The organism is Streptomyces sp. NPDC050625 (assembly GCF_040654755.1).
Taxonomy (GTDB): Bacteria; Actinomycetota; Actinomycetes; order Streptomycetales; family Streptomycetaceae; genus Streptomyces.
On record NZ_JBFAIQ010000010.1, the window covers coordinates 193,204 to 216,523 of the forward strand.

Annotated in this window: 21 protein-coding genes; 13 read left to right on the forward strand and 8 right to left on the reverse strand. The window is 71.5% G+C overall.

From position 1 onward, the window contains the following. Position 1: 1 nt before the first annotated feature. Genes AB0I54_RS23890 through AB0I54_RS23900 form a run of 3 tightly spaced genes read right to left on the reverse strand, consistent with a single transcriptional unit; the run spans position 2 to position 3,538 of the window. Positions 2-991, reverse strand: a complete 990-nt coding sequence (locus AB0I54_RS23890; protein WP_363298144.1) for an ABC transporter permease — start codon at positions 989-991, stop codon at positions 2-4. Then, positions 984-2,024 (reverse strand): ABC transporter permease, encoded by a 1,041-nt coding sequence (locus tag AB0I54_RS23895; RefSeq protein WP_363298145.1) that lies wholly within the window; start codon positions 2,022-2,024, stop codon positions 984-986. The genes AB0I54_RS23890 and AB0I54_RS23895 overlap by 8 nt, the downstream gene beginning before the upstream one ends. Continuing rightward, positions 2,021-3,538 carry a sugar ABC transporter ATP-binding protein gene (locus AB0I54_RS23900; protein ID WP_363298147.1) on the reverse strand — a complete coding sequence of 506 codons (1,518 nt, stop codon included), beginning with the start codon at positions 3,536-3,538 and terminating at the stop codon, positions 2,021-2,023. Before AB0I54_RS23900 ends, AB0I54_RS23895 begins: the two co-directional genes overlap by 4 nt. A 261-nt stretch (positions 3,539-3,799) precedes the next feature. Between AB0I54_RS23900 and rhaI the strand changes: the two genes are divergently transcribed. The 6 genes from rhaI (at position 3,800) to AB0I54_RS23930 (ending at position 11,517) form a co-directional block, all read left to right on the forward strand. Continuing rightward, the gene (gene rhaI / locus AB0I54_RS23905) at positions 3,800-4,960 is read left to right on the forward strand and encodes an L-rhamnose isomerase (RefSeq protein ID WP_363298148.1); all 1,161 of its coding nucleotides are present in this window, start codon (positions 3,800-3,802) and stop codon (positions 4,958-4,960) included. Between the two features lie 113 nt (positions 4,961-5,073). Then, entirely contained in the window at positions 5,074-7,113 is a 2,040-nt protein-coding gene (locus AB0I54_RS23910; protein ID WP_363298149.1) for a bifunctional aldolase/short-chain dehydrogenase, read from the forward strand. Next, positions 7,110-8,558: an FGGY-family carbohydrate kinase gene (locus AB0I54_RS23915; protein WP_363298150.1), complete on the forward strand. Its 1,449-nt coding sequence runs from the start codon at positions 7,110-7,112 to the stop codon at positions 8,556-8,558. Before AB0I54_RS23910 ends, AB0I54_RS23915 begins: the two co-directional genes overlap by 4 nt. A 72-nt stretch (positions 8,559-8,630) precedes the next feature. After that, a complete protein-coding gene (locus tag AB0I54_RS23920; RefSeq protein ID WP_363298151.1) occupies positions 8,631-9,386 on the forward strand; it encodes a (Fe-S)-binding protein in 756 nt (251 codons plus the stop codon). Next, positions 9,383-10,879 carry a LutB/LldF family L-lactate oxidation iron-sulfur protein gene (locus AB0I54_RS23925; protein ID WP_363298152.1) on the forward strand — a complete coding sequence of 499 codons (1,497 nt, stop codon included), beginning with the start codon at positions 9,383-9,385 and terminating at the stop codon, positions 10,877-10,879. Before AB0I54_RS23920 ends, AB0I54_RS23925 begins: the two co-directional genes overlap by 4 nt. Then, on the forward strand, positions 10,876-11,517 hold the full coding sequence (locus AB0I54_RS23930; RefSeq protein ID WP_363298153.1) for a lactate utilization protein C: 642 nt from the start codon (positions 10,876-10,878) through the stop codon (positions 11,515-11,517). Before AB0I54_RS23925 ends, AB0I54_RS23930 begins: the two co-directional genes overlap by 4 nt. Positions 11,518-11,557: 40 nt before the next feature. Here AB0I54_RS23930 and AB0I54_RS23935 read toward each other — a convergent pair whose 3' ends face one another. Then, positions 11,558-12,460, reverse strand: coding sequence for a hypothetical protein (locus AB0I54_RS23935; RefSeq protein ID WP_363298154.1), 903 nt, complete (start codon positions 12,458-12,460; stop codon positions 11,558-11,560). Between the two features lie 220 nt (positions 12,461-12,680). Here AB0I54_RS23935 and AB0I54_RS23940 point away from each other — a divergent pair, with 220 nt between their 5' ends. The 3 genes from AB0I54_RS23940 (at position 12,681) to AB0I54_RS23950 (ending at position 15,952) form a co-directional block, all read left to right on the forward strand. Beyond that, positions 12,681-13,538, forward strand: a complete 858-nt coding sequence (locus tag AB0I54_RS23940; RefSeq protein WP_363298155.1) for a MoxR family ATPase — start codon at positions 12,681-12,683, stop codon at positions 13,536-13,538. Further along, a complete protein-coding gene (locus AB0I54_RS23945; RefSeq protein WP_363298156.1) occupies positions 13,535-14,893 on the forward strand; it encodes a VWA domain-containing protein in 1,359 nt (452 codons plus the stop codon). Before AB0I54_RS23940 ends, AB0I54_RS23945 begins: the two co-directional genes overlap by 4 nt. An 84-nt stretch (positions 14,894-14,977) precedes the next feature. Continuing rightward, the gene (locus AB0I54_RS23950; protein ID WP_363298157.1) at positions 14,978-15,952 is read left to right on the forward strand and encodes a D-cysteine desulfhydrase family protein; all 975 of its coding nucleotides are present in this window, start codon (positions 14,978-14,980) and stop codon (positions 15,950-15,952) included. Between the two features lie 442 nt (positions 15,953-16,394). Here the strand turns inward: AB0I54_RS23950 and AB0I54_RS23955 are convergent, their stop codons facing one another. After that, positions 16,395-16,694 (reverse strand): hypothetical protein, encoded by a 300-nt coding sequence (locus tag AB0I54_RS23955; RefSeq protein ID WP_363298158.1) that lies wholly within the window; start codon positions 16,692-16,694, stop codon positions 16,395-16,397. A 129-nt stretch (positions 16,695-16,823) separates the two neighbouring features. Here AB0I54_RS23955 and AB0I54_RS23960 point away from each other — a divergent pair, with 129 nt between their 5' ends. Further along, positions 16,824-17,795: an NAD(P)-dependent alcohol dehydrogenase gene (locus tag AB0I54_RS23960; protein WP_363298159.1), complete on the forward strand. Its 972-nt coding sequence runs from the start codon at positions 16,824-16,826 to the stop codon at positions 17,793-17,795. Between the two features lie 66 nt (positions 17,796-17,861). Here AB0I54_RS23960 and AB0I54_RS23965 read toward each other — a convergent pair whose 3' ends face one another. Further along, on the reverse strand, positions 17,862-18,227 hold the full coding sequence (locus AB0I54_RS23965) for a cupin domain-containing protein (protein WP_363298160.1): 366 nt from the start codon (positions 18,225-18,227) through the stop codon (positions 17,862-17,864). Between the two features lie 401 nt (positions 18,228-18,628). On the opposite strand from AB0I54_RS23965, the gene AB0I54_RS23970 reads away from it, so the two are divergent. Further along, a complete protein-coding gene (locus tag AB0I54_RS23970; RefSeq protein ID WP_363298161.1) occupies positions 18,629-20,512 on the forward strand; it encodes a glycoside hydrolase family 47 protein in 1,884 nt (627 codons plus the stop codon). Positions 20,513-20,519: 7 nt separating this feature from the next. Here AB0I54_RS23970 and AB0I54_RS23975 read toward each other — a convergent pair whose 3' ends face one another. Further along, on the reverse strand, positions 20,520-21,194 hold the full coding sequence (locus AB0I54_RS23975; protein WP_363298162.1) for a hypothetical protein: 675 nt from the start codon (positions 21,192-21,194) through the stop codon (positions 20,520-20,522). A gap of 56 nt (positions 21,195-21,250) precedes the next feature. Between AB0I54_RS23975 and AB0I54_RS23980 the strand changes: the two genes are divergently transcribed. Together AB0I54_RS23980 and AB0I54_RS23985 are read left to right on the forward strand one after the other, a co-directional pair. Next, the gene (locus tag AB0I54_RS23980; RefSeq protein ID WP_363298163.1) at positions 21,251-21,778 is read left to right on the forward strand and encodes an HD domain-containing protein; all 528 of its coding nucleotides are present in this window, start codon (positions 21,251-21,253) and stop codon (positions 21,776-21,778) included. Positions 21,779-21,780: 2 nt separating this feature from the next. Next, the gene (locus AB0I54_RS23985; protein WP_363298164.1) at positions 21,781-22,326 is read left to right on the forward strand and encodes a GNAT family protein; all 546 of its coding nucleotides are present in this window, start codon (positions 21,781-21,783) and stop codon (positions 22,324-22,326) included. 9 nt (positions 22,327-22,335) lie between these two features. On the opposite strand, the gene AB0I54_RS23990 is transcribed toward AB0I54_RS23985, so the two are convergent. Next, positions 22,336-23,241: a LysR family transcriptional regulator gene (locus tag AB0I54_RS23990; RefSeq protein ID WP_363298165.1), complete on the reverse strand. Its 906-nt coding sequence runs from the start codon at positions 23,239-23,241 to the stop codon at positions 22,336-22,338. Positions 23,242-23,320: the final 79 nt, after the last annotated feature.

A 23,320-nucleotide genomic window follows, 5' to 3' on the forward strand; every position in this document is an offset into this window, starting at 1 on the left:
GTTACGAGATCGGAGTCGAGGCGGCTCTGCGGCCCGCCCTCGCCACCGAGATCTGGCGAACGACCCGGGGACCGAGCACCGAGACCACGAGCAGCACGCCGGTGACGACGATCTGCGACTGGGCGGAGACATTCAGCAGGCTCATCACGTTCTGCAGCGCGCCGAGCAGGAAGACTCCCGCGATCGCACCGCCGAGCGTGCCCTTGCCGCCGTCGAAGTCGATGCCGCCGAGCAACACGGCCGCGACGACGGAGAGTTCGAGTCCGGTGGCGTTGTCGTAGCGGGCGCTGGAGTAGTGCAGCGCCCAGAAGACGCCGGTCAGGGAGGCCATGAAACCGGTGGCGGTGAACAGGATCAGCTTGTGGCGCTTGACGCGGATGCCCGCGAACCGGGCCGCCTCCTCGCTCGCGCCGACCGCGAACAGCGACCGGCCGAAGGGGGTGGCGTGCAGCACGACCACGGCGATCACGAGCAGCACCAGGAAAGGCAGGAAGGCCTGGGGCACGAAACTGTCCCCGACGCGTCCGGCCGCGAAGTCCTGGTACTGCGTGGGGAAGTCGGTCACCGCGTCCGAGCCGAGCACGATCTGTGCGATGCCCCGGTAGGCGGCGAGGGTGCCGATGGTGACGGCGAGGGACGGCAGCCCGAGGCGGGTCACGAGCAGACCGTTGACCATGCCGCACACCACGCCGAGGAGCAGGCACAGCGGGATGATCGTCTCGATGGCCATGCCTTCGTTCCAGAGCTTGCCCAGCACGGCCCCGGACAGTCCGGCGGTGGACGCGACGGAGAGGTCGATCTCGCCCGCGACCACGAGCAGGGTCATCGGCAGGGCGATCAGTGCGATCGGGAGCGTGTTGCCGATCAGGAAGGACAGGTTGAGGGCGTTGCCGAAGCCGTCCACGAAGGAGAACGACAGCAGCAGGAGGACGAGGAGGAGCGCGCCGACGACGGTGTCCCAGCGGATCGCGCGCGTCAGGGAGTCAGGCATGGCGGGCGTTCCTCTTCTTCAGGGCCCGGGCCACCCGCAGCGCGACGATGCGGTCGACCGCGATGGCGAGGAGGAGCAGGATGCCGTTGATGGCGAGCACCCAGACGGAGCTGACGCCGAGGGCGGGCAGCACACTGTTGACCGAGGTGAGCAGGAGCGCGCCGAGGGCCGCGCCGTACACGCTGCCGGAGCCGCCGGTGAAGGCGATGCCGCCGACCACGACCGCGCTGACCACGGTGAGTTCGTAGCCGCTGCCGGTGCCGGAGTCGACGTTGCCGAAGCGGGCGAGGTACATGGCTCCGGCGAGTCCGGCCAGGCCGCCGCAGAAGGTGTAAGCGGTCAGGATCCGCTTGCGCACGGGGATGCCGGCGAGCCGGGCGGCCTCGGGGTTGGAGCCGAGCGCGTACAGCTCGCGTCCGCTGCCGAAGTGCTTGAGGTAGTAGGCGGTGGCGACCAGCACCGCCAGAGCGATCAGGGCGAGCCAGGGCACCGCCGAGATGCCGCCGGAGCCGAAGTCGACGAATCCGGACGGGAGATCGGCCGCGGTGATCTGCCGGGAGCCGACCCAGATGGAGTCGATGCCGCGGACGATGTACAGCGTGCCGAGCGTGACGACCAGCGCGGGCACCTGACCGAGGCTGACCAGCAGGCCGTTGAGGAGCCCGAAGCCGATGCCGAGCAGGACGGCCAGGGCGACGGCGACGACCGCGTTCCCGCCGCCCTGCAGATAAGCGCCGGCGGCGAAGGCGCTGATGCCGAGGGTGGAGCCGACCGACAGATCGACGTTCCGCGAGATCACCACCAGGGACTGGCCGGTGGCGACCAGCACCAGGATGGTCGCGTTGAGCAGCAGGTCCTTGATGCCCTGCTCGGACAGGAACTCGCTGTTGCCCGCCTGGGTGACGGCGATCATCACCAGGAAGACGACCAGGATGGCGAGTTCGCGCATCTTGAAGACCCGGTCGACCAGCCGGGTGCCGCTGGATTCGGGCACGTCGGCGAGCGGTGTCTCGTTCGGGGCGGTCACCGTCATGCGGCGGCCCTCCCGGTGGCTGCGGCCATCACGGTTTCCTCGGTGGCTTCGGCGCGCGGGATCTCGGCGGTGATCCGGCCCTCGTGCATCACGAGCACTCGGTCGGCCATGCCGAGGATCTCGGGCAGGTCGGAGGAGATCATCAGGACGGCCACCCCGTCGGCGGCCAGCTCGCTGAGCAGCCGGTGCACCTCGGCCTTCGTGCCGACGTCGATACCGCGGGTCGGCTCGTCGACGATCAGCACCTTCGGGCCGGTGGCCAGCCACTTGGCGAGGACGACCTTCTGCTGGTTGCCGCCGGAGAGCGTGGAGACGGCGTCGGCGATCCGGGCGTACTTCACCTGGAGCCTGACCGCCCAGTCGAGGGAGCGGCTGCGCTCGGCGCCCCGGTCCATCAGCCCGGCCTTCACGGTCGTACGGAGTCCGGTCAGACCGATGTTCCGCTCGATGGACATGTCCATCACCAGGCCCTGGGCGCGCCGGTCCTCGGGGACGAGGGCGAGCCCGGCGGCCATCGCGGTGGAGGGGGCGCCGTTGGTCAGCTTCCTGCCCCGGACCTCGACCTCCCCCGCGTCCCACCGGTCGACGCCGAACACGGCCCGGGCCACCTCGGTGCGCCCCGCACCGACCAGCCCGGCGAGGCCTACGATCTCGCCGTGCCGCACCTCGAAGGAGACGTCGGTGAAGACACCCTCGCGAGTCAGCCGCCGTACGCTCAGCGCGACTTCACCGGGCACGACGTCCTGCTTGGGGTAGAGCTCGTCGAGATCGCGGCCGACCATACGGCGGACCAGGTCCTCCTCGGTCATGCCGGCGAGCAGCTCACTGGCGATCAGGGCGCCGTCCCGGAGCGTCGTCACACGCCGGCAGGTCCGGAAGATCTCCTCCAGCCGGTGCGAGATGAACAGCACCGCGGCACCCTGTTCGCGCAGGGTGCGTACGACGCCGAAGAGCCGGGAGACCTCGCTGCCGGTCAGGGCTGCCGTGGGCTCGTCCATGATCAGGACCCGGGCGTCGAAGGAGAGCGCCTTGGCGATCTCGACGATCTGCTGGTCGGCGATGGACAGACCGCGGGCGGGCCGTTCGGGGTCGAGTTCGACGCCGAGCCGCTTCATCAGGGCGGCGGTCGCCGCATGGGTGGCCTTGTGGTCGATGCGGCCGAGGGCGCGGCGGGGCTGACGGCCCATGAAGATGTTCTCGGCGATCGACAGGTCGGGGAAGAGCGTGGGCTCCTGGTAGATGACGGCGATTCCGGCGTCGCGGGCGTCGCCGGGGCCGTGCAGGACCACGGGCCGGCCGTCGAGCAGCACATGACCGGCGTCCGGTCGGTGCACCCCGGCGAGGGTCTTGATCAGGGTCGACTTGCCCGCACCGTTCTCACCGGCGAGGGCGTGCACCTCGCCGGGAAACAGCTCCAGGGAGACGTCCCGCAGGGCGCGTACGGCGCCGAAGGACTTGGAGACGTCCTTCAGCGCCAGCACCGGGGGCGGTCCCGTGTCGGACGGGTGGGTCATGGGAGCTCCTCGACGACGCGGGCGGCGGGACGGCCCTCACGCCGTGAAAGGTTTCAACTGGATGGCCGGGACGTTAGGCACGGCAGCCATGTCGCGTCAATGGGTCATGTCGAAAATATTTCGATAGCCGAAGGTCGCGGACGGGTAACGGAAAACACGGACGGCCGGATGGCTTGACACCCCTCGGGAGGGCTCATAACTTGCGGTTCTGAATCGTTTCACACGCTCAGTCGTTCCGACCGACACCACAGGAGCCCTGAAGTGACCGACCTCGCCGCCGTGAAGGCCGCGCTGAAGACCCAGGCCATCGAGACGCCCTCGTGGGCGTACGGGAACTCGGGCACCCGGTTCAAGGTGTTCGCCCAGCAGGGCGTGCCACGCAATCCATGGGAGAAGCTGGAGGACGCGGCACGGGTGCACGCGCTCACCGGCGTCGCGCCGACCGTCGCCCTGCACATTCCGTGGGACACGGTGGAGGACTACGCCGCCCTGGCGAAGTTCGCCGAGGAACGCGGCCTGAAGCTCGGCGCGATCAACTCCAACACCTTCCAGGACGACGACTACCGGCTCGGCAGCATCTGCCATCCGGATGCCGCGGTGCGGCGCAAGGCCGTCGACCATCTGCTGGAGTGCGTCGACATCATGGACGCCACCGGGTCGAAGGACCTCAAGCTGTGGTTCGCGGACGGTACGAACTATCCGGGGCAGGACGACGTACGGGCACGGCAGGACCGGCTGGCCGAGGGACTGGCCGAGGTGTACGGGCGGCTCGGCGAGGGGCAGCGGATGCTGCTGGAGTACAAGCTCTTCGAGCCCGCGTTCTATACGACGGACGTCCCTGACTGGGGCACGGCGTACGCCCACTGTCTGAAGCTCGGGCCCAAGGCGCAGGTCGTGGTGGACACGGGGCACCATGCGCCGGGGACCAACATCGAGTTCATCGTCGCCACGCTGCTGCGGGAGGGGAAGCTCGGGGGGTTCGACTTCAATTCGCGGTTCTACGCGGACGACGACCTGATGGTGGGAGCCGCTGATCCCTTCCAGCTGTTCCGGATCATGTACGAGGTCGTGCGTGGCGGCGGGCTCGGGCCGGAGGTCGCGTTCATGCTCGATCAGTGTCACAACATCGAGGCGAAGATTCCGGCGATCATCCGTTCGGTGATGAATGTGCAGGAGGCTACGGCGAAGGCGCTGCTGGTCGACCGGTCGGCGCTGGCTGCGGCGCAGGCCTCCGGTGACGTGCTGGAAGCCAATGCCGTGTTGATGGACGCGTACAACACGGACGTGCGGCCGTTGCTGGGTGACGTACGGGAAGAGATGGGGCTGGATCGCGACCCCGTTCGTGCGTATGCCCTGTCCGGGTGGGGCGAGCGGATTGTTGCTGAGCGGGTTGGTGGTCGGCAGGCCGGTTGGGGGGCGTGAGCGTCTGCCGGGATCTGTTCGCTGCCGGCTACGGGTCGTATGTGGTTGATCGCGCAGTTCCCCACGCCCCTGAGGGCACTTCACCACTCTCTTCTGCAAAGGACTGAAGGTTCATGGCACCCCACCCCGAAGCCGCCGCTCTTCTCGCCCGTTCCCGTCGGCTCGGCGCCGATCCGCGCAATACCAACTACGCCGGCGGCAACACGTCCGCCAAAGGCACCGACACCGATCCCGTGACCGGCCACGATGTCGAGCTGATGTGGGTGAAGGGGTCCGGGGGCGATCTCGGGACGCTCACCGAGGGCGGGCTCGCCGTGCTGCGGCTCGATCGGCTTCGGGCGCTCGCGGACGTCTACCCGGGCGTCGAGCGCGAGGACGAGATGGTCGCCGCGTTCGACTACTGCCTGCACGGGAAGGGCGGAGCGGCTCCGTCCATCGACACCGCCATGCACGGGCTGGTGGACGCCCCGCACGTGGACCATCTGCACCCCGACTCCGGCATCGCGCTCGCGTGCGCCGCCGACGGGGAGAAGCTGACCGTCGAGTGCTTCGGCGACACCGTGGTGTGGGTGCCGTGGCGGCGGCCCGGGTTCCAGCTCGGGCTGGACATCGCCGCGATCAAGGAGGCCAACCCGCAGGCCGTCGGGTGCGTCCTCGGCGGACACGGGATCACCGCGTGGGGCGACAGCTCCGAGGAGTGCGAGCGGAACTCGCTGCACATCATCCGCAGCGCCGAGGCCTTCCTGGCCGAGCGCGGGAAGGCGGAGCCGTTCGGGCCCGTGATCGAGGGATACGAGGCGCTGCCGGCGGACGAGCGGCGGGAGCGGGCGGCCGCGCTCGCGCCGTATGTGCGCGCCGTCGCCTCTCAGGACAAGGCGCAGGTCGGGCACTTCGACGACTCCGACGTCGTCCTCGACTTCCTCGCGCGGGCCGAGCACCCGCGGCTCGCCGCGCTGGGCACGTCGTGCCCCGACCACTTCCTGCGGACGAAGGTACGGCCCCTCGTCCTGGACCTGCCGCCGACCGTGCCGGTGGAGGAAGCCGTCGCGCGGCTCAAGGAACTGCACGCCGAGTACCGCGAGGAATACGCGGCCTACTACCGGCGGCACAGCCTCCCGGACTCCCCCGCCATGCGCGGCGCCGACCCGGCGATCGTGCTGGTCCCCGGCGTGGGGATGTTCAGCTTCGGCAAGGACAGGCAGACGGCGCGTGTGGCCGGCGAGTTCTACGTCAACGCGATCAATGTGATGCGCGGGGCCGAGGCGGTGTCGAGGTACGCGCCGATCGAGGAGTCGGAGAAGTTCCGCATCGAGTACTGGGCGCTGGAGGAGGCCAAGCTCCGGCGGATGCCGAGGCCGAAGGCCCTGGCGACCCGGGTGGCGCTGGTGACGGGCGCGGGCAGCGGGATCGGGAGGGCGATCGCACACCGGCTGGTCGCCGAGGGGGCGTGTGTCGTCGTCGCCGACCTCGACGCCGAGAACGCCGGGAAGGTCGCCGAGGAGCTGGGCGGACAGGACAGGGCCGTGGCGGTGACCGTGGACGTGACGGACGAGGCGCAGATCGCCGCGGCCTTCAAGGCGGCGCTGCTCGCCTTCGGCGGGGTCGACCTCGTGGTCAACAACGCGGGGATCTCCATCTCCAAGCCGCTGCTGGAGACCTCCACCGAGGACTGGGACCTCCAGCACGACATCATGGCCCGCGGTTCGTTCCTGGTGTCGCGGGAGGCGGCCCGGGCGATGATCGCGCAGGGGCTGGGCGGCGACATCGTCTACATCGCCTCGAAGAACGCCGTCTTCGCCGGGCCGAACAACATCGCCTACTCCGCCACCAAGGCCGACCAGGCCCATCAGGTACGGCTGCTGGCCGCCGAACTGGGCGAGCACGGGATCCGCGTCAACGGGGTCAACCCGGACGGTGTGGTGCGCGGCTCCGGGATCTTCGCCGGTGGCTGGGGCGCACAGCGGGCGGCGGTGTACGGGGTCGAGGAGGAGAAGCTGGGCGAGTTCTACGCGCAGCGGACCATCCTCAAGCGGGAGGTGCTGCCGGAGCATGTCGCGAACGCCGTGTTCGCGCTCACGGGCGGGGACCTGACGCACACCACAGGACTGCACGTCCCGGTCGACGCGGGTGTGGCGGCCGCGTTCCTGCGGTGAGCGCCGCCGTGAAGTCGTACGCGGCGGTCGACCTCGGTGCCTCCAGCGGGCGTGTGATGGTCGGCCGTGCCGGCCCCGACAGCCTGGAGCTGGCCGAGGCACACCGCTTCCCCAACCGGCCCGTCCGGGTGCCGGAGGGGCTGCGCTGGGACGTCCTCGCGCTGTACGCCGGGGTGTTGGAGGGGCTGGGGGCGGCCGGGCAGGTGGATTCCGTCGGCATCGACGGGTGGGGCGTGGACTACGGGCTGCTCGACGCCGACGGAGCCCTGCTCGGCAACCCCGTGCACTACCGGGACGCCCGTACCGAGGGCGCCGCGGAGAAGGTGTGGGCGACCGTGCCCGCCGCCGAGCTCTACGCGGCGACCGGACTGCAGTACGCGCCCATCAACACCCTGTACCAGCTGACGGCCGCCCGCGAGACCCGGCAACTCGCCCATGCCGAACGCCTGTTGCTCATCCCCGACCTGATCGCCTACTGGCTGACGGGCGAGCAGGGCACCGAGCTCACCAACGCCTCCACCACCCAGCTCATCGACCCCCGCACGCGCCGGTGGTCGTACGACGTCGCCGCCCGCCTGGGCATCGACCTGGGCCTCTTCGCGCCGCTGCGGCAGCCGGGCGACCCGGCGGGTGTGCTGCGGGCCGAGGTGCTGGAGGGGACGGGGCTCGCCGGTCCCGTGCCGGTGACGGCGGTCGGCTCGCACGACACCGCGTCGGCGGTGGCCGCGGTCCCGGCCGTCGGCGAGCGCTTCGCCTACATCTGCACCGGCACCTGGTCCCTGGCGGGCCTTGAGCTGGACGCGCCGGTGCTCACCGAGGAGAGCCGCGTCGCCAACTTCACCAACGAGCTGGGGCTGGACGGCACGGTCCGGTACCTCCGCAACATCATGGGGCTGTGGCTGCTGCAGGAGTGCGTACGGGCCTGGGACGACCCGGATCTCGACGCGCTGCTGCGCGCGGCGGCCGGGGTTCCGGCGCTGCGGTCGGTCGTGGACGCGGGGGACCCGGCGTTCCTGGCGCCCGGCCATATGCCGGAACGGATCGCCGAGGCCTGCCGGACGACCGGGCAGCCGGTGCCGCTCACCCCCGGCGAGGTCACGCGGTGCATCCTCGACTCCCTCGCCCTGGCCCATCGCCGGGCCGTGGCGGACGCCCAGCGACTGGCCGGTCATCCGGTGGACGTCGTGCATGTGGTCGGCGGCGGCACCCGCAACGCGCTGCTGTGCCAACTCACCGCCGACGCCTGCGGGCTGCCGGTCGTGGCGGGCCCGACGGAGGCCGCGGCCCTCGGCAACGTCCTGGTCCAGGCGCGCGCCCACGGTCTGTCCGGCGATCACACCGACCTGCGCCGGCTGGTCGCCCGCACCCAGCCGCTCACCCGGTACGAGCCGCTCGGCACGACGGCGCGCTGGCGGGAGGCCGAGGCCCGACTCGCCGCGCGGTGAGCCGGGGTCTCCCCGCGCCCGTCCCCGCCCATTACCCTGCACTCATCCGATGATCGACCCCAAGGAGCCGCGATGCGTGTCGCCCTGTTCCTGACCTGCGTCAACGACACGCTCTATCCGGACACCGGCCGCGCGGTGGTGAAACTGCTGACCAGACTGGGCGTCGACATCGACTTCCCGATGGCGCAGACCTGTTGCGGGCAGGCGCACTACAACACCGGTTACCGGCATGAGACGGAGCCGCTCGCCCGGCATTTCTCCGATGTCTTCGGGGAGTACGAGGCGATCGTCACTCCGTCCGGCTCGTGCGGGGCGATGGTGCGGGAGCTGTATCCACGGATGGGTGAACGGGCGCGGGCGGAGGGGCGCGGGGACGCGCTCGCGACCACCCTGGCGCCGGTGGTCCCCAAGACGTACGAGCTCACGGAGTTCCTGGTGGACGTGCTGGGGGTGACGGACGTCGGGGCGTACTACCCGCACCGGGTGACGTACCACCCGACCTGCCACGGACTGCGGAGTCTGGGGCTCGGTGACCGGCCGCGGCGACTGCTCAAGGCCGTGAAGGGGCTGGAGTTGGTCGAGTTGCCCGGGGCCGAGGAGTGCTGCGGGTTCGGCGGGACCTTCGCGGTGAAGAACCCCGACGTCTCGGCGGCGATGGGCGCCGACAAGGTGCGCAACGCCGAGTCGACGGGCGCGGAGGTGCTGTGCGCGGCCGACAACTCCTGTCTGATGCACATCGGCGGCACCATGGCCCGGCTCGGGACCGATCTGCGGCCGGTGCACATCGCTGAGATCCTGGCGAGCGCGGAGGAGGAGCCGGCCGTATGAGCGGAACGTTCGTAGGGATGCCGGCCTTTCCGGAGGCCGCGCACGAGGCCGTGCACAATCAGACCCTGCGCGGCAATCTGCGGCACGCCACCCACACCATCCGCGCCAAGCGGGCGAAGGCGGTGGCGGAGGTGTCCGACTGGGCGGCGCTGCGGGAGGCCGGCAGGCGGATCAAGGACCATACGCTCCGTCATCTCGACTGCTACCTGGTGCAGTTGGAGGAGTCGGTGACGGCGGCCGGTGGCACCGTCCACTGGGCCGTGGACGCCGCGGAGGCCAATCGGATCGTGACTCGACTGGTCAAGGAGACCGGCGAGTCGGAGGTCGTCAAGGTCAAGTCGATGGCCACGCAGGAGATCGGGCTCAACGAGGCGCTGGAGGCGGAGGGCATCCGCGCCTACGAGACCGATCTCGCCGAGCTGATCGTGCAGTTGGGCAAGGACCGGCCCTCGCACATCCTGGTCCCGGCGATCCATCGCAACCGGGGCGAGATCCGGGACATCTTCCGCGCCGAGATGGGCGAGTGGGGCCGCCCGGCCCCCGAGGACCTGACCGACGCGCCCGCCGAACTGGCCGAGGCCGCCCGCCTGCATCTGCGCGAGAAGTTCCTGCGCGCCAAGGTCGGCATCTCCGGCGCCAACTTCATGGTCGCCGAGACCGGCACACTGGTCGTGGTCGAGTCGGAGGGCAACGGCCGGATGTGCCTGACCCTGCCCGAGACCCTGATCTCCGTCGTGGGCATCGAGAAGACCGTGCCGGCCTGGCGGGACCTGGAGGTGTTCCTGCAGACCCTCCCCCGCTCCTCCACAGCAGAGCGCATGAACCCGTACACGAGCATGTGGACGGGCACCACGGACGAGGACGGCCCCAGCACCTTCCATCTGGTCCTGCTCGACAACGGCCGCACCGACACGCTCGCCGACCAGGTCGGCCGCCAGGCGCTGCGCTGTATCCGCTGCTCGGCGTGTCTCAATGTGTGCCCGGTGTACGAGCGGGCGGGCGGCCATGCGTACGGCTCGGTCTACCCCGGCCCGATCGGCGCCATCCTCAGCCCCCAACTCCGGGGCACGGCAAGCGAGATCGACGCCTCCCTGCCCTATGCCTCCTCGCTCTGTGGGGCCTGCTACGAGGTGTGCCCGGTGGCCATCGACATCCCCGAGGTGCTGGTGCATCTGCGCGAGCGGGTCGTGGAGGGCGGGCAGGTGATCCGGGAGGGCAACAAGGTGGTGCTGCAACCCGCGAAGGGGCATGCCGCCGAGCGGGCCGCCATGCGCGCGGCACGCTGGGCCTTCACCCACCCGGGCGCCCTGCGCACCGGCCAGCGGCTCGCCTCCCGCACCCGGCGTCTGCATCCCCGTACGCTCCCGGGCCCCGGCCGGGCGTGGACCGGCACCCGCGACCTGCCGACCGTGCCTCCCGAGCCCTTCCGTGACTGGTGGCGGCGCACGAGCGGCGAGAACGGCGAGAACGGCGAGAAGGGAGCCGCCAAGTGAGCAGCAGGGAACGCATCCTGGGCCGGGTGGAGCGTGCTCTCGCGGACGTCCCGCGCCACGACACGCCGTACGAGCAGGCCGTCCCGCGGGACTATCTGCGCGAGCACGGCGCCCGGAGTGTCGCCGAGACGGTGGATCTCCTCGCGGAGAACCTCGCCGACTACCGGGCGATCGTGCACCGCACCACCGAGGACGAACTGCCTTACGACATCATGCGGTTGCTGGCCCAGCGGGGACCCCGGTACGTGCTGGTGCCCCCGGGGCTCCCGCCGGAGTGGATGTCGGCCGCCGATCCGACGCGCGTCCATGACCGTGCGGTGAGCACGGCCCGCGAACTGGACAGGGTGGACAGCGTGGTCACGGGATGCGCGGTAGCCATCGCCGAGACCGGCACCATCGTCCTCGACGGCTCGCCCGACCAGGGCCGCCGCCGTATCACGCTGATCCCCGACCACCACATCTGCGTGGTCCGCGTGCCCGACCAGGTCGTCTCCTCCGTCCCGCAGGCCCTCGAACGCCTCGACCCGACCCGCCCGTTGACCTGGATCTCCGGGCCGTCCGCGACCAGCGACATCGAGCTGGACCGGGTGGAAGGGGTGCACGGGCCGCGGACCCTGGAGGTCGTGCTGGTGAACTGACGCCGGGGCCTTGGCCGTTGGGCCCGGCGTCGGCGTGTGGTCAGCTGTCGCTGGGGGAATCGGTGGTCGGCGCCTGGCGCGGGGGCTGGTCGCGGCGGTCGGTCCGGGAGCGGTCCAGCAGGCCGAAGGCCCAGCGCTCGTTGAAGCCGGCCAGGAAGCCGACCGCACACCAGAAGCCCCAGAACGCGGTGCCCGCCCCGTCCGTGTGGGCGGCGCAGATCTCGCCGGTGGTCGCGGGCGTGTCGATCACCTGCACGATGTCCGCGTTGAGCAGGAAGTACACCGCGAGGGCCAGGATCCAGCCGACGAAGACCCGGTACACGCCCTCGTGGCGCATGCCGCGCGCCAGCTGTCCCGGGGCCACGGTGCCCCGGTCGCCGTTGGTGCGGCGGCGGACGAGCGCCTCACCGTTCCTGCGCAGCCGCACCAGCACGCTGAGCACCGCGCCGAACGCGCCCACCCCGCCGCACACGAAGGCGCCCATCAGGCTCCAGCGGTCGCTGCAGCCGATGTCGACGCGCAGGACGTCGAGCAGCCCCGCGGCCCCCACCACCAGCGGCGCGCTCAGCAGTACCACGCTGATCAGCGCGCCGAGGCTGAGTCCGACGTTGATGCCGCGGCTCACGGCGAGCGCGCAGTCCTGGTCGATCCGGGCCCGCAGGCCCGCGATCTCCTTGTTGAGGTACTCCTTCAGATGCCTGTCGCACTCCCCGGTGGCCAGTCGCGGGTCGTGCAGCACATTGCCCAGGACACAGCCCACGGTGATCCGCAGCGACTGCCGGGTCTCGTACTCGAACGACCGCTGTGCCTCGCCGTGGATCAGCTGGAGGTTCATGTGCTGGCCGGGATAGCCGGCGATGAACCGCTCGTACGCCGCCTCGCGGCCCGGTTCCACCAGGTTGGCCAGTCCGTCGGCCTTCGTGTCGGTGCGGGCGCCCAGCACCGCGTCGCGTAATCTCCGCCACCTCGATCGGCGGCAGCCCCCGTTGCTCGTCATGGACAACCTGTACCGGCACCGCCGCCCGGCGGGAAGGCGGCCACGGCACCAGTACGGTCACCGTCGTCACGGAGCGGTCACCACCGCGGTACCCACGTGACAGAGGCGCTGAACAAGCGCTTAGATAGAGACCTGGACACCGAACCCGAACCAGCCGGAGGCCCCGTTGTTCACTTCCGTAGACGACGTCTCCGCACGCCTCGCCGAGACCGGCTATCTGGCGTCGCCCGCGGTCGCCACGACCGTCTTCCTGGCCGACCGGCTGGGCAAGCCGCTGCTGGTGGAGGGCCCCGCCGGGGTCGGCAAGACGGAGCTGGCCAAGGCCGTCGCCCAGGTCGCGGACGCCCGGCTGGTACGGCTGCAGTGCTACGAGGGCGTCGACGAGTCCCGCGCGCTGTACGAGTGGAACCACGCCAAGCAGCTGCTGCGGATCACCGCCGGCCGCGACGAGACCTGGGACGAGACGCGCACGGACATCTTCAGCGAGGAGTTCCTGCTCGCGCGTCCGCTGCTGACCGCCATCCGCGGCGACGACCCCAAGGTGCTGCTGATCGACGAGACCGACAAGGCCGACGTCGAGGTGGAGGGGCTGCTCCTGGAGGTGCTCAGCGACTTCCAGGTGACCGTCCCCGAGCTGGGCACCATCGCGGCCACCCGCCGCCCGTTCGTCGTGCTCACCTCCAACGCCAGCCGTGAGCTGTCAGAGGCCCTGCGCCGGCGCTGTCTGTTCCTGCACATCGGCTTCCCGGACGAGGAGCTGGAGCGGCGGATCGTACGGCTGAAGGTGCCCGGCCTCGGCGAGGCGCTGGCCGAGTCCGTGGTGCGGGTGATCGGCGCGCTGCGCGCGATGGACCTGCGGAAGGTGCCGTCGGTCGCCGAGACGATCGACTGGGCGCGCACCCTGCTGGCGCTGGGCGCCGACACGCTCGACGAGAGCGTCGTACGGGACAGCCTGGGCGTGATCCTCAAGCACCAGGACGATGTCCTCAAGGCGGCCGCCAAGCTGGACCTGGACAACCTGTGAGCACCCCCGTCGGTGTCACCGAGCGGCTGACGGGCCTGGTCGGGGCGTTGCGCGCGCACGGCGTGCGGGTCGGCACCGGTGAGACCGTGGACGCGGCCCGCGCGGTGGCGGCGCTCGGGTTCGCCGACCGGGAGCTGCTGCGGGAGGGCCTGGCGGCGACGCTGCTGCACGGGACGGGCCAGCGGGCCGTGTTCGACCCGGTCTTCGACCTCTACTTCCCGCGGCGCGTCGGCGCGCCCGATACGCGGTCCACGGACCGGGAGGAACTGCGCGACCGGCTCGCGGCGGCGCTGGCGGCGGACGACCGGGACATGATGGCGCGGCTGGCGGCGGAGGCCGTCGACGGGCTGGGCGGATACGGGAGTTCACCGGGGTCGGACGGCTGGTCGTCGTACCAGACCCTCGACCGGCTCCGCCCGCAGACGTTGCTGGCCCGGGTGCGGACGGACGTCCGGCAGCGGGACGGGGGCGCGGGCTTCGCCGACCGGCTGCTCGACGACGAGATCCGGCGCCGTATCGAGACGTTCCGCGCGATGGTCGCGGCCGAGGCACGGCGGCGGGTCGCCGAGCGGCGCGACCGGGACATGATCGCCCGGCGGGCGGTGCGCCCCACCGCCGACCGGGTGGATTTCCTGTTCGCCGGGCGGGACCAACTGGCCGAACTGCGCAGGACAGTTCAGCCGATCGCCCGGAAACTGGCCACCCGGCTGGCCGCCCGGCGCCGCCGGGCCGCGCGCGGCACGATCGATCTGCGCCGCACCCTGCGCGGGTCGCTGTCGACGGGCGGCGTGCCGATGCGGCCGGTGCTGCGCAGGCGCCGTCCGGTCCGGCCCGAACTGGTCCTGCTGTGCGATGTGTCGGGCTCGGTGTCGGGCTTCTCCGACTTCACGATGCTGCTGGTGCAGGCGCTGCACGACCAGTTCAGCAAGGTGCGGGTGTTCGCCTTCGTCAACCGGATCGACGAGGTGACCGACCTGCTCGACCACGGCAGGGCCGACCCCGAGGGCCTGAGTGCCCGCATCCGCGCGGAGGCGACGCTGACCGGCTGGCACGGCAGCAGCGACTACGGCGTGGCCCTGGGCGAGTTCGCGGAGCGCTACGGCGACGCGGTCGGCCCGCGCACGACGGTGTTCGTCCTCGGTGACGCCCGTACGAACATGAGCGACCCGAATCTGCCCGCGGTCCGCCGTATCGCCGAACGGGCCCGCCGCGTCTACTGGTTGAACCCCGAGCAGCGCTCCCAGTGGGGCACCGGCGACTCCGCCGCGCCCGCCTACGCGGAGCTGGTGGAGATGCACGAGTGCCGTACGGCGCGGCAGCTCGGCCACCTGGTCACGAGGCTGCTGCCGGTGTGAGGCGGCCGGGGCCGATGTGTGGTCGACTTGCCGCACATCCGCCCGCAGCACGCAGCCCGCAGCCCGCAGACGAGGACGTTCGACATGGCCCATCCACCCGTGGAACTCGGCACCTTCCCCACTCCCGTGGAACCGGCGCCCCGGCTGGCCGCCGCGCTCGGGCTCGGTCCGGACGACCTGTGGATCAAGCGTGACGACCTGACCGGTCTCGGCGGTGGCGGGAACAAGATCCGCAAGCTGGAGTGGACGCTGGGCTCGGCGCTCGCGGAAGAGGCCGACACCCTGGTGACCACCGGCGCGCCGCAGAGCAACCATGCCCGGCTGACGGCGGCCGCGGGCGCCCGGCTGGGCCTGGACGTCGTCCTGGTGCTGCGCGGCTCGCCGGGTGTGTCACGCTCCGGGAACCTCGCGCTCGACGGGTTGTTCGGGGCGCGGCTGGTCTGGGCGGGCGACATCGACCGGGCGGGCCTGGACGCGATGGCCGCGGAGGTGTGCGAACGGCTGCGGAAGAACGGCTCCCGGCCCGCGCTCGTCCCGTTCGGCGGATCGAGCGCGCTGGGGGCGCGCGGCTATGTGCGGTGCGGCGAGGAACTGCGCCGGCAGGTCCCGGACCCGCGGACCGTGGTCGTCGCGCTCGGATCCGGCGGCACCATGGCGGGACTCGTCGCCTCGCTCGGGACGGAGACGGTGCTGGGGGTCGACGTGGGCGCGCTGCCCGACCCGGCCGCCGCCGTCACGGAGTTCGCGGCGCCGCTCACCACGGAGGCGGTCACCCCGGACCGGCTGCGGGTACGCCGCGACCAGGTGGGCGACGGGTACGCGACGCTCACCGCCCCCGCGGCCGAGGCGCTGCGGCTAGCCGCCCGCACCGAGGGACTCGTCCTCGACCCGATCTACACGAGCCGGGCCCTGGCCGGGCTGACCGCCGCCGTCCGGGACGGCGACATCCGGCCCGGCGAACAGACCGTGTTCCTCCACACCGGCGGCCTGCCCGGCCTGTTCGGACACGCCCAGGCAATCGCGTACGCCGAGGAGGGGATCGTCGCCCACGAGGCCTGACGGCACCCGGCCCCGGCACACAACGCTCACCACCCCCGCGACCGAGCCCCCCCGGCGCACCGCCCGCACCGACGGACTCGCCCTCGACCCCGTCCACACCGGCCGGGCCCTGGCCGGGCTGACCGCCGCCGTCCGGCACGGCGACATCCGACCCGGCGAACAAACCGTCTTCGTCCACACCGGCGGCCTGCCCGGCCTATTCGGACACACGCAGGCAATCGCGCACGCCGAGGAGGGAATCGTCGCCCACGAGGCCTGACGGCACACAACGCTCACCACCCCCGCGGCTGAGGCCCACCGGCGCACCGCCCGCACCGACGGACTCGCCCTCGACCCCGTCCACACCGGCCGGGCCACGGCCGGCCTGACCGCCGCCGTCCGGCACGGCGACATCCGACCCGGCGAACAAACCGTGTTCCTCCACACCGGCGGCCTGCCCGGCCTATTCGGACACACGCAGGCAATCGCGCACGCCGAGGAGGGAATCGTCGCCCACGAGGCCTGACGGCACACAACGCTCACCACCCCCGCGGCTGAGGCCCACCGGCGCACCGCCCGCACCGACGGACTCGCCCTCGACCCCGTCCACACCGGCCGGGCCACGGCCGACCTGACCGCCGCCGTCCGGCACGGCGACATCCAGCCCCCCGAACAGACCGTGTTCCTCCACACCGGCGGCCTGCCCGGCCTGTTCGGACACGCCCAGGCAATCGCGTACACCGAGGAGGGGATCATCGCCCACGAGGCCTGACGGCACCCGGGCCCTTACACGCACCCGCGCTTCTCCTCCCCCGGGACTACGGCACTTCCCCGATGCCCGGCCGACGGGCCTGGCTCTAACCTGCTGGTACGCGGCGAGGGGGGCGATGACATGAAGGCGGTCGTCCAGGAACGGTACGGCTCACCGGACGTGCTGGAGCTCAGGGACGTGGACAGGCCCGTGCCCGGCGACGACGAGGTGCTGGTGCGGGTGCGGGCCGCCGGGCTGAACGCGTACGACTGGCACCTGATGCGCGGTGACCCGTACGTGGCCCGGCTGGCACTGGGGCCACGCGCGCCCCGTGCCCGGATCCGGGGCCGGGACTTCGCGGGCGAGGTGGCGGCGGTCGGCCGGAACGTAGCGGATCTCCGGCCGGGCGACGAGGTGTTCGGCGAGGTCGACGGCACCTTCGCGGAGTATGTGTGCGTCCCGGACGCCTGGGTGGAGCGCAAGCCCGCCGCCCTCACCTTCGAGCAGGCGGCGGCCCTGCCGCTGGCCGGGAACACCGCCCTGCGCGGACTGCGTGACGTGGCAGGGGTGCGGCCGGGCCAGCATGTGCTGGTCAACGGAGCCTCCGGCGGGGTCGGCACGTTCGCCGTGCAGATCGCCAAGGCGCTCGGCGCCGAGGTGACCGGCGTGTGCAGCGCGCGCAACGCCGAGCTGGTCCGCTCGCTGGGCGCGGACCACGTCGTCGACTACACGCGCGAGGACTTCACACGCGGCGGGCGACGGTACGACGTCGTCCTCGACCTCGCGGCGAGCCACGGCATCTTCGGCCTCCGGCGCGCCCTGACGCCCACCGGGACGCTGGTCCTCGGCAGCGGGGGCAGCCCGGGTCAGGTCCTCGGAGCCCCTGTCCTCATCCTCAAGGGGCTCGTGCTCTCCCCCTTCGTACGCCAGCGGCTGCGCCCGCTCATCGGCCCGGCGCCCAGCAAGGCGGTGCTGGCGGAGCTGCGGGAGCTTGCCGACTCCGGGAAGCTGGCCCCGGTGATCGACCGGACGTACGCGCTCGCGGAGGCGCCCGAGGCCATCCGGTATCTGGAGGACGTGCACGCCCGGGGGAAGGTCGTCGTCACGGTGTGACGGGCCGGCCCGTCCATGCCGGTGCCCCGCGGCGCGGCCCGCACCGCGGGGCACATCGTGATCCCCTCAGGTCCCCGGAGCCTTCGCGTAGTCCTGTGCCATGGCGCCCGCGAAGTCGTACACCACGCACTGCTCGTCGCCCACGACCCAGGCGTCGTGGCCGGGCGGGCACACGAAGACGTCGCCGGGGCCGACCTCGCCCTCGCCGCCGTCGTCCATGCGCAGATGCATCCGCCCTTGGACCACATAGCCGTTGTGGTGGATCTGGCAGGTCTCGGTGCCCACGATCGGGCCCACGGACTCCGACCAGCGCCAGCCCGGCTCGAACGTGGCCACGGCGAAGTCGAGTCCGGTCAGATGGACCGCTTCGAGGTGGCCGCGGGGGAAGTCGCGCCGCTCGTCAGGCTTGTCGACCGTCTTCACTTCCAACATGACGGTGTCCTCCCTTCCGGCCGCTCACCACGGCCGGGGCAGGTCTCCGTCTCCCGGCGGCCCCGGGCGGCACCGGCGCTCGGACGGCGGCCGTGCCCCACCACTCCATCGTCTGCCCGTCAACTCGGGGCCGCCATTCGGGGGAACGGCGGAGTGCGGCGGGGCTCCCGGGGCGCCGAATTCGTTTCGCCCGCAGGATTGACATGCCCATGCACTTCTCATCTAATTCACCCCGGACTCGGCCGTCCGCGCACCGCTCCCCTCGCTCGGCCGACCCGCGCACGTACGCCCGACTCCCCGCGACGCGCGGTCCGTTCACCGAAATTCCCGTGCCATCCCCGCATGCTGAGCCAGGAACCCTGTCGAGACAACGTTGTCAATGCCCCGGACGGAGGCCTCTCATGGCAACACCCCCCACCAGCAGCTTCCCGCTCGGACCGCCGGGCGCCCGGCTCACGCGCCGCTCCCTGCTGCGCACGGCAGCCGGGGCCGCGGCCGCGCTCGCCGCGCTCGGCGGACCCGGAGCAGCCGCCGCTTCGGCCGAGGCGGCCGCGGCCGGACCGGCCGACCTCGCACTCGCCGAGGACGTGCGCCAGGAGTTCCTCACCTCCTGGACCGCCTACCGGCGGCTGACCTGGGGCCGCGACGAGCTGCGCCCGGTGTCCGGCACCGGCTCCGAGTTCTTCATCAGCGGGGTGCCGCTGGGGCTGACCGTCGTGGAGTCGCTGGACACGCTGTATCTGATGGAGCTGGACGGCGAACTCGACACGGCCGTCTCCTGGATCGGCGGGAACCTGGACTTCGACCGCAACGCCAGCGTGCAGGTATTCGAGACGATCATCCGACTGGTCGGGGGCCTCCTCTCCGGCTACCACTGCACCGGCGACACGCTCCTGCTGACCAGGGCCCGCGATCTGGCCGACCGGCTGCTGCCGGCGTTCACGTCCTCGCCGACCGGAGCGCCGTACCGGTACGTCAATCTGCGCACGGGCGCGGTCAGCGGCAACCAGGTGCCGCTCGCCGAGATCGGCAGCAACATCACCGAACTGGGGTGGCTGTCCCGGCTGACCGGCGACCAGAAGTACTTCGACGCGGCCAAGAAGGCGCTGAAGGCACCGTACGACCGGCGCTCCTCGCTGAACCTGGTCGGGACGACGCTCGACGTCGACACCGGCGCCTGGACCGACGCCACCGCCCGGGTGGACCCGCCCGTGGACTCCTACTTCGAGTATCTGTGGGACGCCTACCAGTTCTTCGGCGACACCGAGATCCGCGGCTGGTACCAGACCCTGACCTCGGCCGTCCTGCAACGGCTCGGGGAGACCTACGACGGGCGGCTCTGGTTCAGGTCCGTGAACATGAACAGCGGGGCGCTGGTCAACCGGAGACAGTCCGAACTCAGCGCGTTCTACGCCGGGTTGCTCGCCCAGGGCGGCAACCTGAACGAGGGCGAGTCCTACCACTCCTCGTGGACGGCCGCGCTCGGGTCGTTCCGGCTGCCGCCGGAGGGGATCGACTACTCGACGCTCTCGGCGACCAGCACGCAGTACCAGCTGCGCCCGGAGTACGTGGACTCCGCGCTGTTCCTGTGGCTGCTGACCGGCAAGGAGGTCTACCGGGACCGCGCCAAATGGCTCTGGAACGCGCAGAAGAGCCACTGCAAGGTCGCGAACGGCTACACGATCGTGTCGGACATGACGACGAACCCGACGACCAAGGGGGATCTGACACCGGGGTACTGGTTCTCGGAGAACATGAAGTACTTCTATCTGCTGTGGTCCGGTGCGCCGCGCTTCGACTACACCACCAACTACCTGACCACCGAGGGCAATGTGCTGCGCGGCGCCAACCGGGTCGCCGCACCCGCGCCGAGCGGCACCTTCCGGCTGGTCAACCGGGCGACCGGGCGGGCGATGGACGTGAGCGGCGCATCGACGGCGGACGGTGGCGCGGTGATCACGTGGACCCCGCACTCCGGCGCCAACCAGCGCTGGATCACGACCACTTCGGGCGGGCTCACCAAGCTGACCGGCCTCAACAGCGGCAAGGTGCTGGAGGTGCCGCGCTTCTCCACCGCGGACGGCACGGCCCTGAACCAGTGGGCGCACAACGGCACCGCCACGCAGCAGTGGACGCTCCAGTCGATGGGCGGCGGCTACCAGCGCATCGTCAACCGCAACAGCGGCAAGGCGCTGGACGTCGACGGCACCGCCAACGGCGCGGCGGTGGTGCAGCGGACGGCCGGTGACGCGGCCTCGCAGCAGTGGCGGCTGGAGCGGGTGTGAGGGCGCGTCAGCGCCGGACGGCACCCGGCGCGGCCAACTCACCCTGAACGGCGGCGCCTTCGGCACGGTGTACGGCGAACACCGCGTACACATAGGCGAGGTCGACGACGAGGCAGCCGAGGTAGAGGTAGTACATCAGGGCGTTGTCGTAGCGCGGGTCCCCGTCGGGGTCGGTGAGCATCGTCAGGGAGGCACAGGCGGTTCCCAGGAGTTTGGCCAGCGCGATGCCCACGGACTGGCCGCGCGTCCCACGGCGCGCGGCCAGCATCGCCAGGAACATCCCGGACATCGCCAGGTTGCTGCCGAACGCGGTGAGGACGCCGTCGCCCGCGTCGAACTCCTCCGAGACGTAGTTCATGCCCGGATAGGCCAGGAGCAGCAGCCCGCCCAGCGCCGGCAGGAACAACCGGTCGGGCAGATAGGGGAATTCGGCCCGGCCGAAGCGGACGACGGTGTAGCCGACGGCCACGTCGAAGCAGAACCACACGATGTTGATGACATGCCCGAGACCGGACGGCGGCCGCACGAAGGCGAACATGAACTCCCAGCTGATGTTGGTGGCGAACGCCACGACCGGCATGCCGAACGTCCGCTCCCGCACTCCGGTCCGGATCAGCAGCACGTAGGCGATGGTCCAGAAGACTCCCGTCCCCAGGAGAAACGCCGTGTGCACGGTATGCATGGATGCCCTCCGTAAGCCGCCCCGGTCCGGCTCGCGCCGGTGACTACCCTGGCACGGTGACCCTCACGAACGTGCTCTCGATCGCCGTGGACGAAACCTGGGACCCGCCGCTGAGACCGCTTCCGCCGAGGGCCGCCGAACTGCTGCACCGACTTGATGCCCCGCCCCGGCTGGTCGCCCACCTCCGCGCGGTGCACGATGTCGCGGCGCGGCTGGCCGACTGGGCCCAGGAACACTGCCCGGCAATGGAGTTCGACCGGGACGCGGTGCTCTTCGGGGCCGCCACCCATGACATCGGCAAGACCCTGCACCCCGGCGAACTCACCGGCCCCGGCGCGCGGCACGAGGAGGCCGGGCGTGAACTCCTGCTGGCGCACGGCGTCGACGCGGCACTGGCCCGGTTCGCCGGTACGCACGCGTCCTGGGACGCCCTGGAGGACCTGGTCGTGGCACGGCTCTCCAGGGCCGGCGGGCGGCCGGACTGGGAGGAGTTCCTGGTGCTGGACGAGGTCCTCACGGCCATCGGTGAGGACGCCGACCGTAGGCTGGCGTACCAGATGTCCCATCCCGTGACACGAAGGTGACGATGTACCCGACATCCCTCGGCGACGACGGCGCCGAACTCAGCCCCCTGGAACCGGGTCGGGCCGGGGAGTTCCTGGCCCATGTGGACCGGGGGCGCGAGTTCATCGGCCGGTTCAACGGACTGCCGGACGTCGTCACGGACCTGGAGTCGAGCCGGGCGTTCCTGCGCGCGTACGCGGAGAGGACCGCGTCGGACACCGGGCGGATCGCCGGCATCCGGGTGGACGGCGGACTGGTCGGCGCGGTCGTGCTGCGCAGGCTGGACGTCGGGCAGGGGATCGCCGAGGCGGGCTGCTGGCTGGAGCCGTCGGCGGTGGGCAGGGGGCTGGTGACCCGCGCCGCGCGCGTGCTCATCGACTGGGCGGTCAGGGAACGCGGAATCCACCGCGTCGAGTGGTGGGTGTCCCCGGAGAACGAGCCGAGCATCGCCGTGGCCCGTCGGCTCGGGATGAGCAAGGACGGTGTCCTGCGGGAGAGTTACCTCTATCGGGGGAAGCGGCACGACGAGGAGATCTGGTCGGTGCTGGCACCGGACTGGCTCCGCTGACGGCGCTCGCTACCAGGACCGCGCGATGTGCAGCAGGTGGTCGCGGACGCGGGCCACGTCGGCGTTCTCTGACCGGCCGGGGCGCTGGACCAGGAAGGCCGTGTTGATCGGCAGATCGTCGGGCTCGTGGAGCGGTACGAGGGCGCCGGAGGCCAGCTGGTCGAGGCAGAGGTAGCGGGGCAGCACGGTGAAGCCCGCGCCCGCGGTCACCGCCGCCAGGACACCGCGCAGATCGGGCACGGTCACGGCGGCGGGGCAGGAGAGCCGCCGGCCGAAGACATGGCGCCAGTAGCGGCGGGCGATCGGAAGGTCCTCGGCGTAGGTGATCAGGGGCACCGAGTGCAGTACGGCGGGGCCCTCGACGGCCAGTTGCCGCTTCAGCCGCTCGGCCCACCCGGGGGCGGCGACCAGCACGAACTCCTCGTCCGCGAGCGGGACCGCGTTCAGGCTGCGGCCGCGCGGACGGGTCGTGGAGATCACCAGGTCGTGGCGGCCCGCGCGCAGTTCGTCCAGCAGCGCGTCCGTGAGCCCCGTCGCCACACGCAGCCGTACGCCCTCCGCCACCAGCGGTGCCAGGGCGGGCAGCACGCTGACGCACAGCAACTCCGCGGGCCCGGCCAGATGGACCGGATCGGTGCGGCCGCCCGGCACGGGGTGCGGGCCGGCCACGGCGGCGAGTTCGTCGAGCGGTGCGGCGATCCGAGCCGCCAGCTCGTCGGCGACGGCCGTCGGCGCGACGCCCCTGGGCAGCCGTTCGAACAGCTCCCGCCCGGCCTGCCGCTCCAGGGTGCGCATCTGGGTGGTCACCGTGGGCTGCGACAGCCCGAGCAACTGCCCGGCACCGGTGAAGGAACCCGACCGGTACACGGCCAGGAAGGTGCGCAGCAGGTTCAGGTCGAGGGAGGAGCTGTCCACCCGTCCGAGTATGGTCCGCGACCCATAGATCTTCCAATGCCGGACAGCGACTGCCTCGGCGATTGCCTATGGCTCGCCG

Bases quoted from the DNA above. Each gene is read 5' to 3' on its own strand.
- AB0I54_RS23965 (WP_363298160.1), bottom strand. From the start codon at position 18,227: ATGTTGGAAGTGAAGACGGTCGACAAGCCTGACGAGCGGCGCGACTTC.
- AB0I54_RS23900 (WP_363298147.1), bottom strand. From the start codon at position 3,538: ATGACCCACCCGTCCGACACGGGACCGCCCCCGGTGCTGGCGCTGAAG.
- AB0I54_RS23925 (WP_363298152.1), top strand. From the start codon at position 9,383: ATGAGCGGAACGTTCGTAGGGATGCCGGCCTTTCCGGAGGCCGCGCAC.
- AB0I54_RS23975 (WP_363298162.1), bottom strand. From the start codon at position 21,194: ATGCATACCGTGCACACGGCGTTTCTCCTGGGGACGGGAGTCTTCTGG.
- AB0I54_RS23890 (WP_363298144.1), bottom strand. From the start codon at position 991: ATGCCTGACTCCCTGACGCGCGCGATCCGCTGGGACACCGTCGTCGGC.
- AB0I54_RS23910 (WP_363298149.1), top strand. From the start codon at position 5,074: ATGGCACCCCACCCCGAAGCCGCCGCTCTTCTCGCCCGTTCCCGTCGG.
- AB0I54_RS23950 (WP_363298157.1), top strand. From the start codon at position 14,978: ATGGCCCATCCACCCGTGGAACTCGGCACCTTCCCCACTCCCGTGGAA.
- AB0I54_RS23985 (WP_363298164.1), top strand. From the start codon at position 21,781: ATGTACCCGACATCCCTCGGCGACGACGGCGCCGAACTCAGCCCCCTG.
- AB0I54_RS23970 (WP_363298161.1), top strand. From the start codon at position 18,629: ATGGCAACACCCCCCACCAGCAGCTTCCCGCTCGGACCGCCGGGCGCC.
- AB0I54_RS23895 (WP_363298145.1), bottom strand. From the start codon at position 2,024: ATGACGGTGACCGCCCCGAACGAGACACCGCTCGCCGACGTGCCCGAA.
- AB0I54_RS23920 (WP_363298151.1), top strand. From the start codon at position 8,631: ATGCGTGTCGCCCTGTTCCTGACCTGCGTCAACGACACGCTCTATCCG.
- AB0I54_RS23960 (WP_363298159.1), top strand. From the start codon at position 16,824: ATGAAGGCGGTCGTCCAGGAACGGTACGGCTCACCGGACGTGCTGGAG.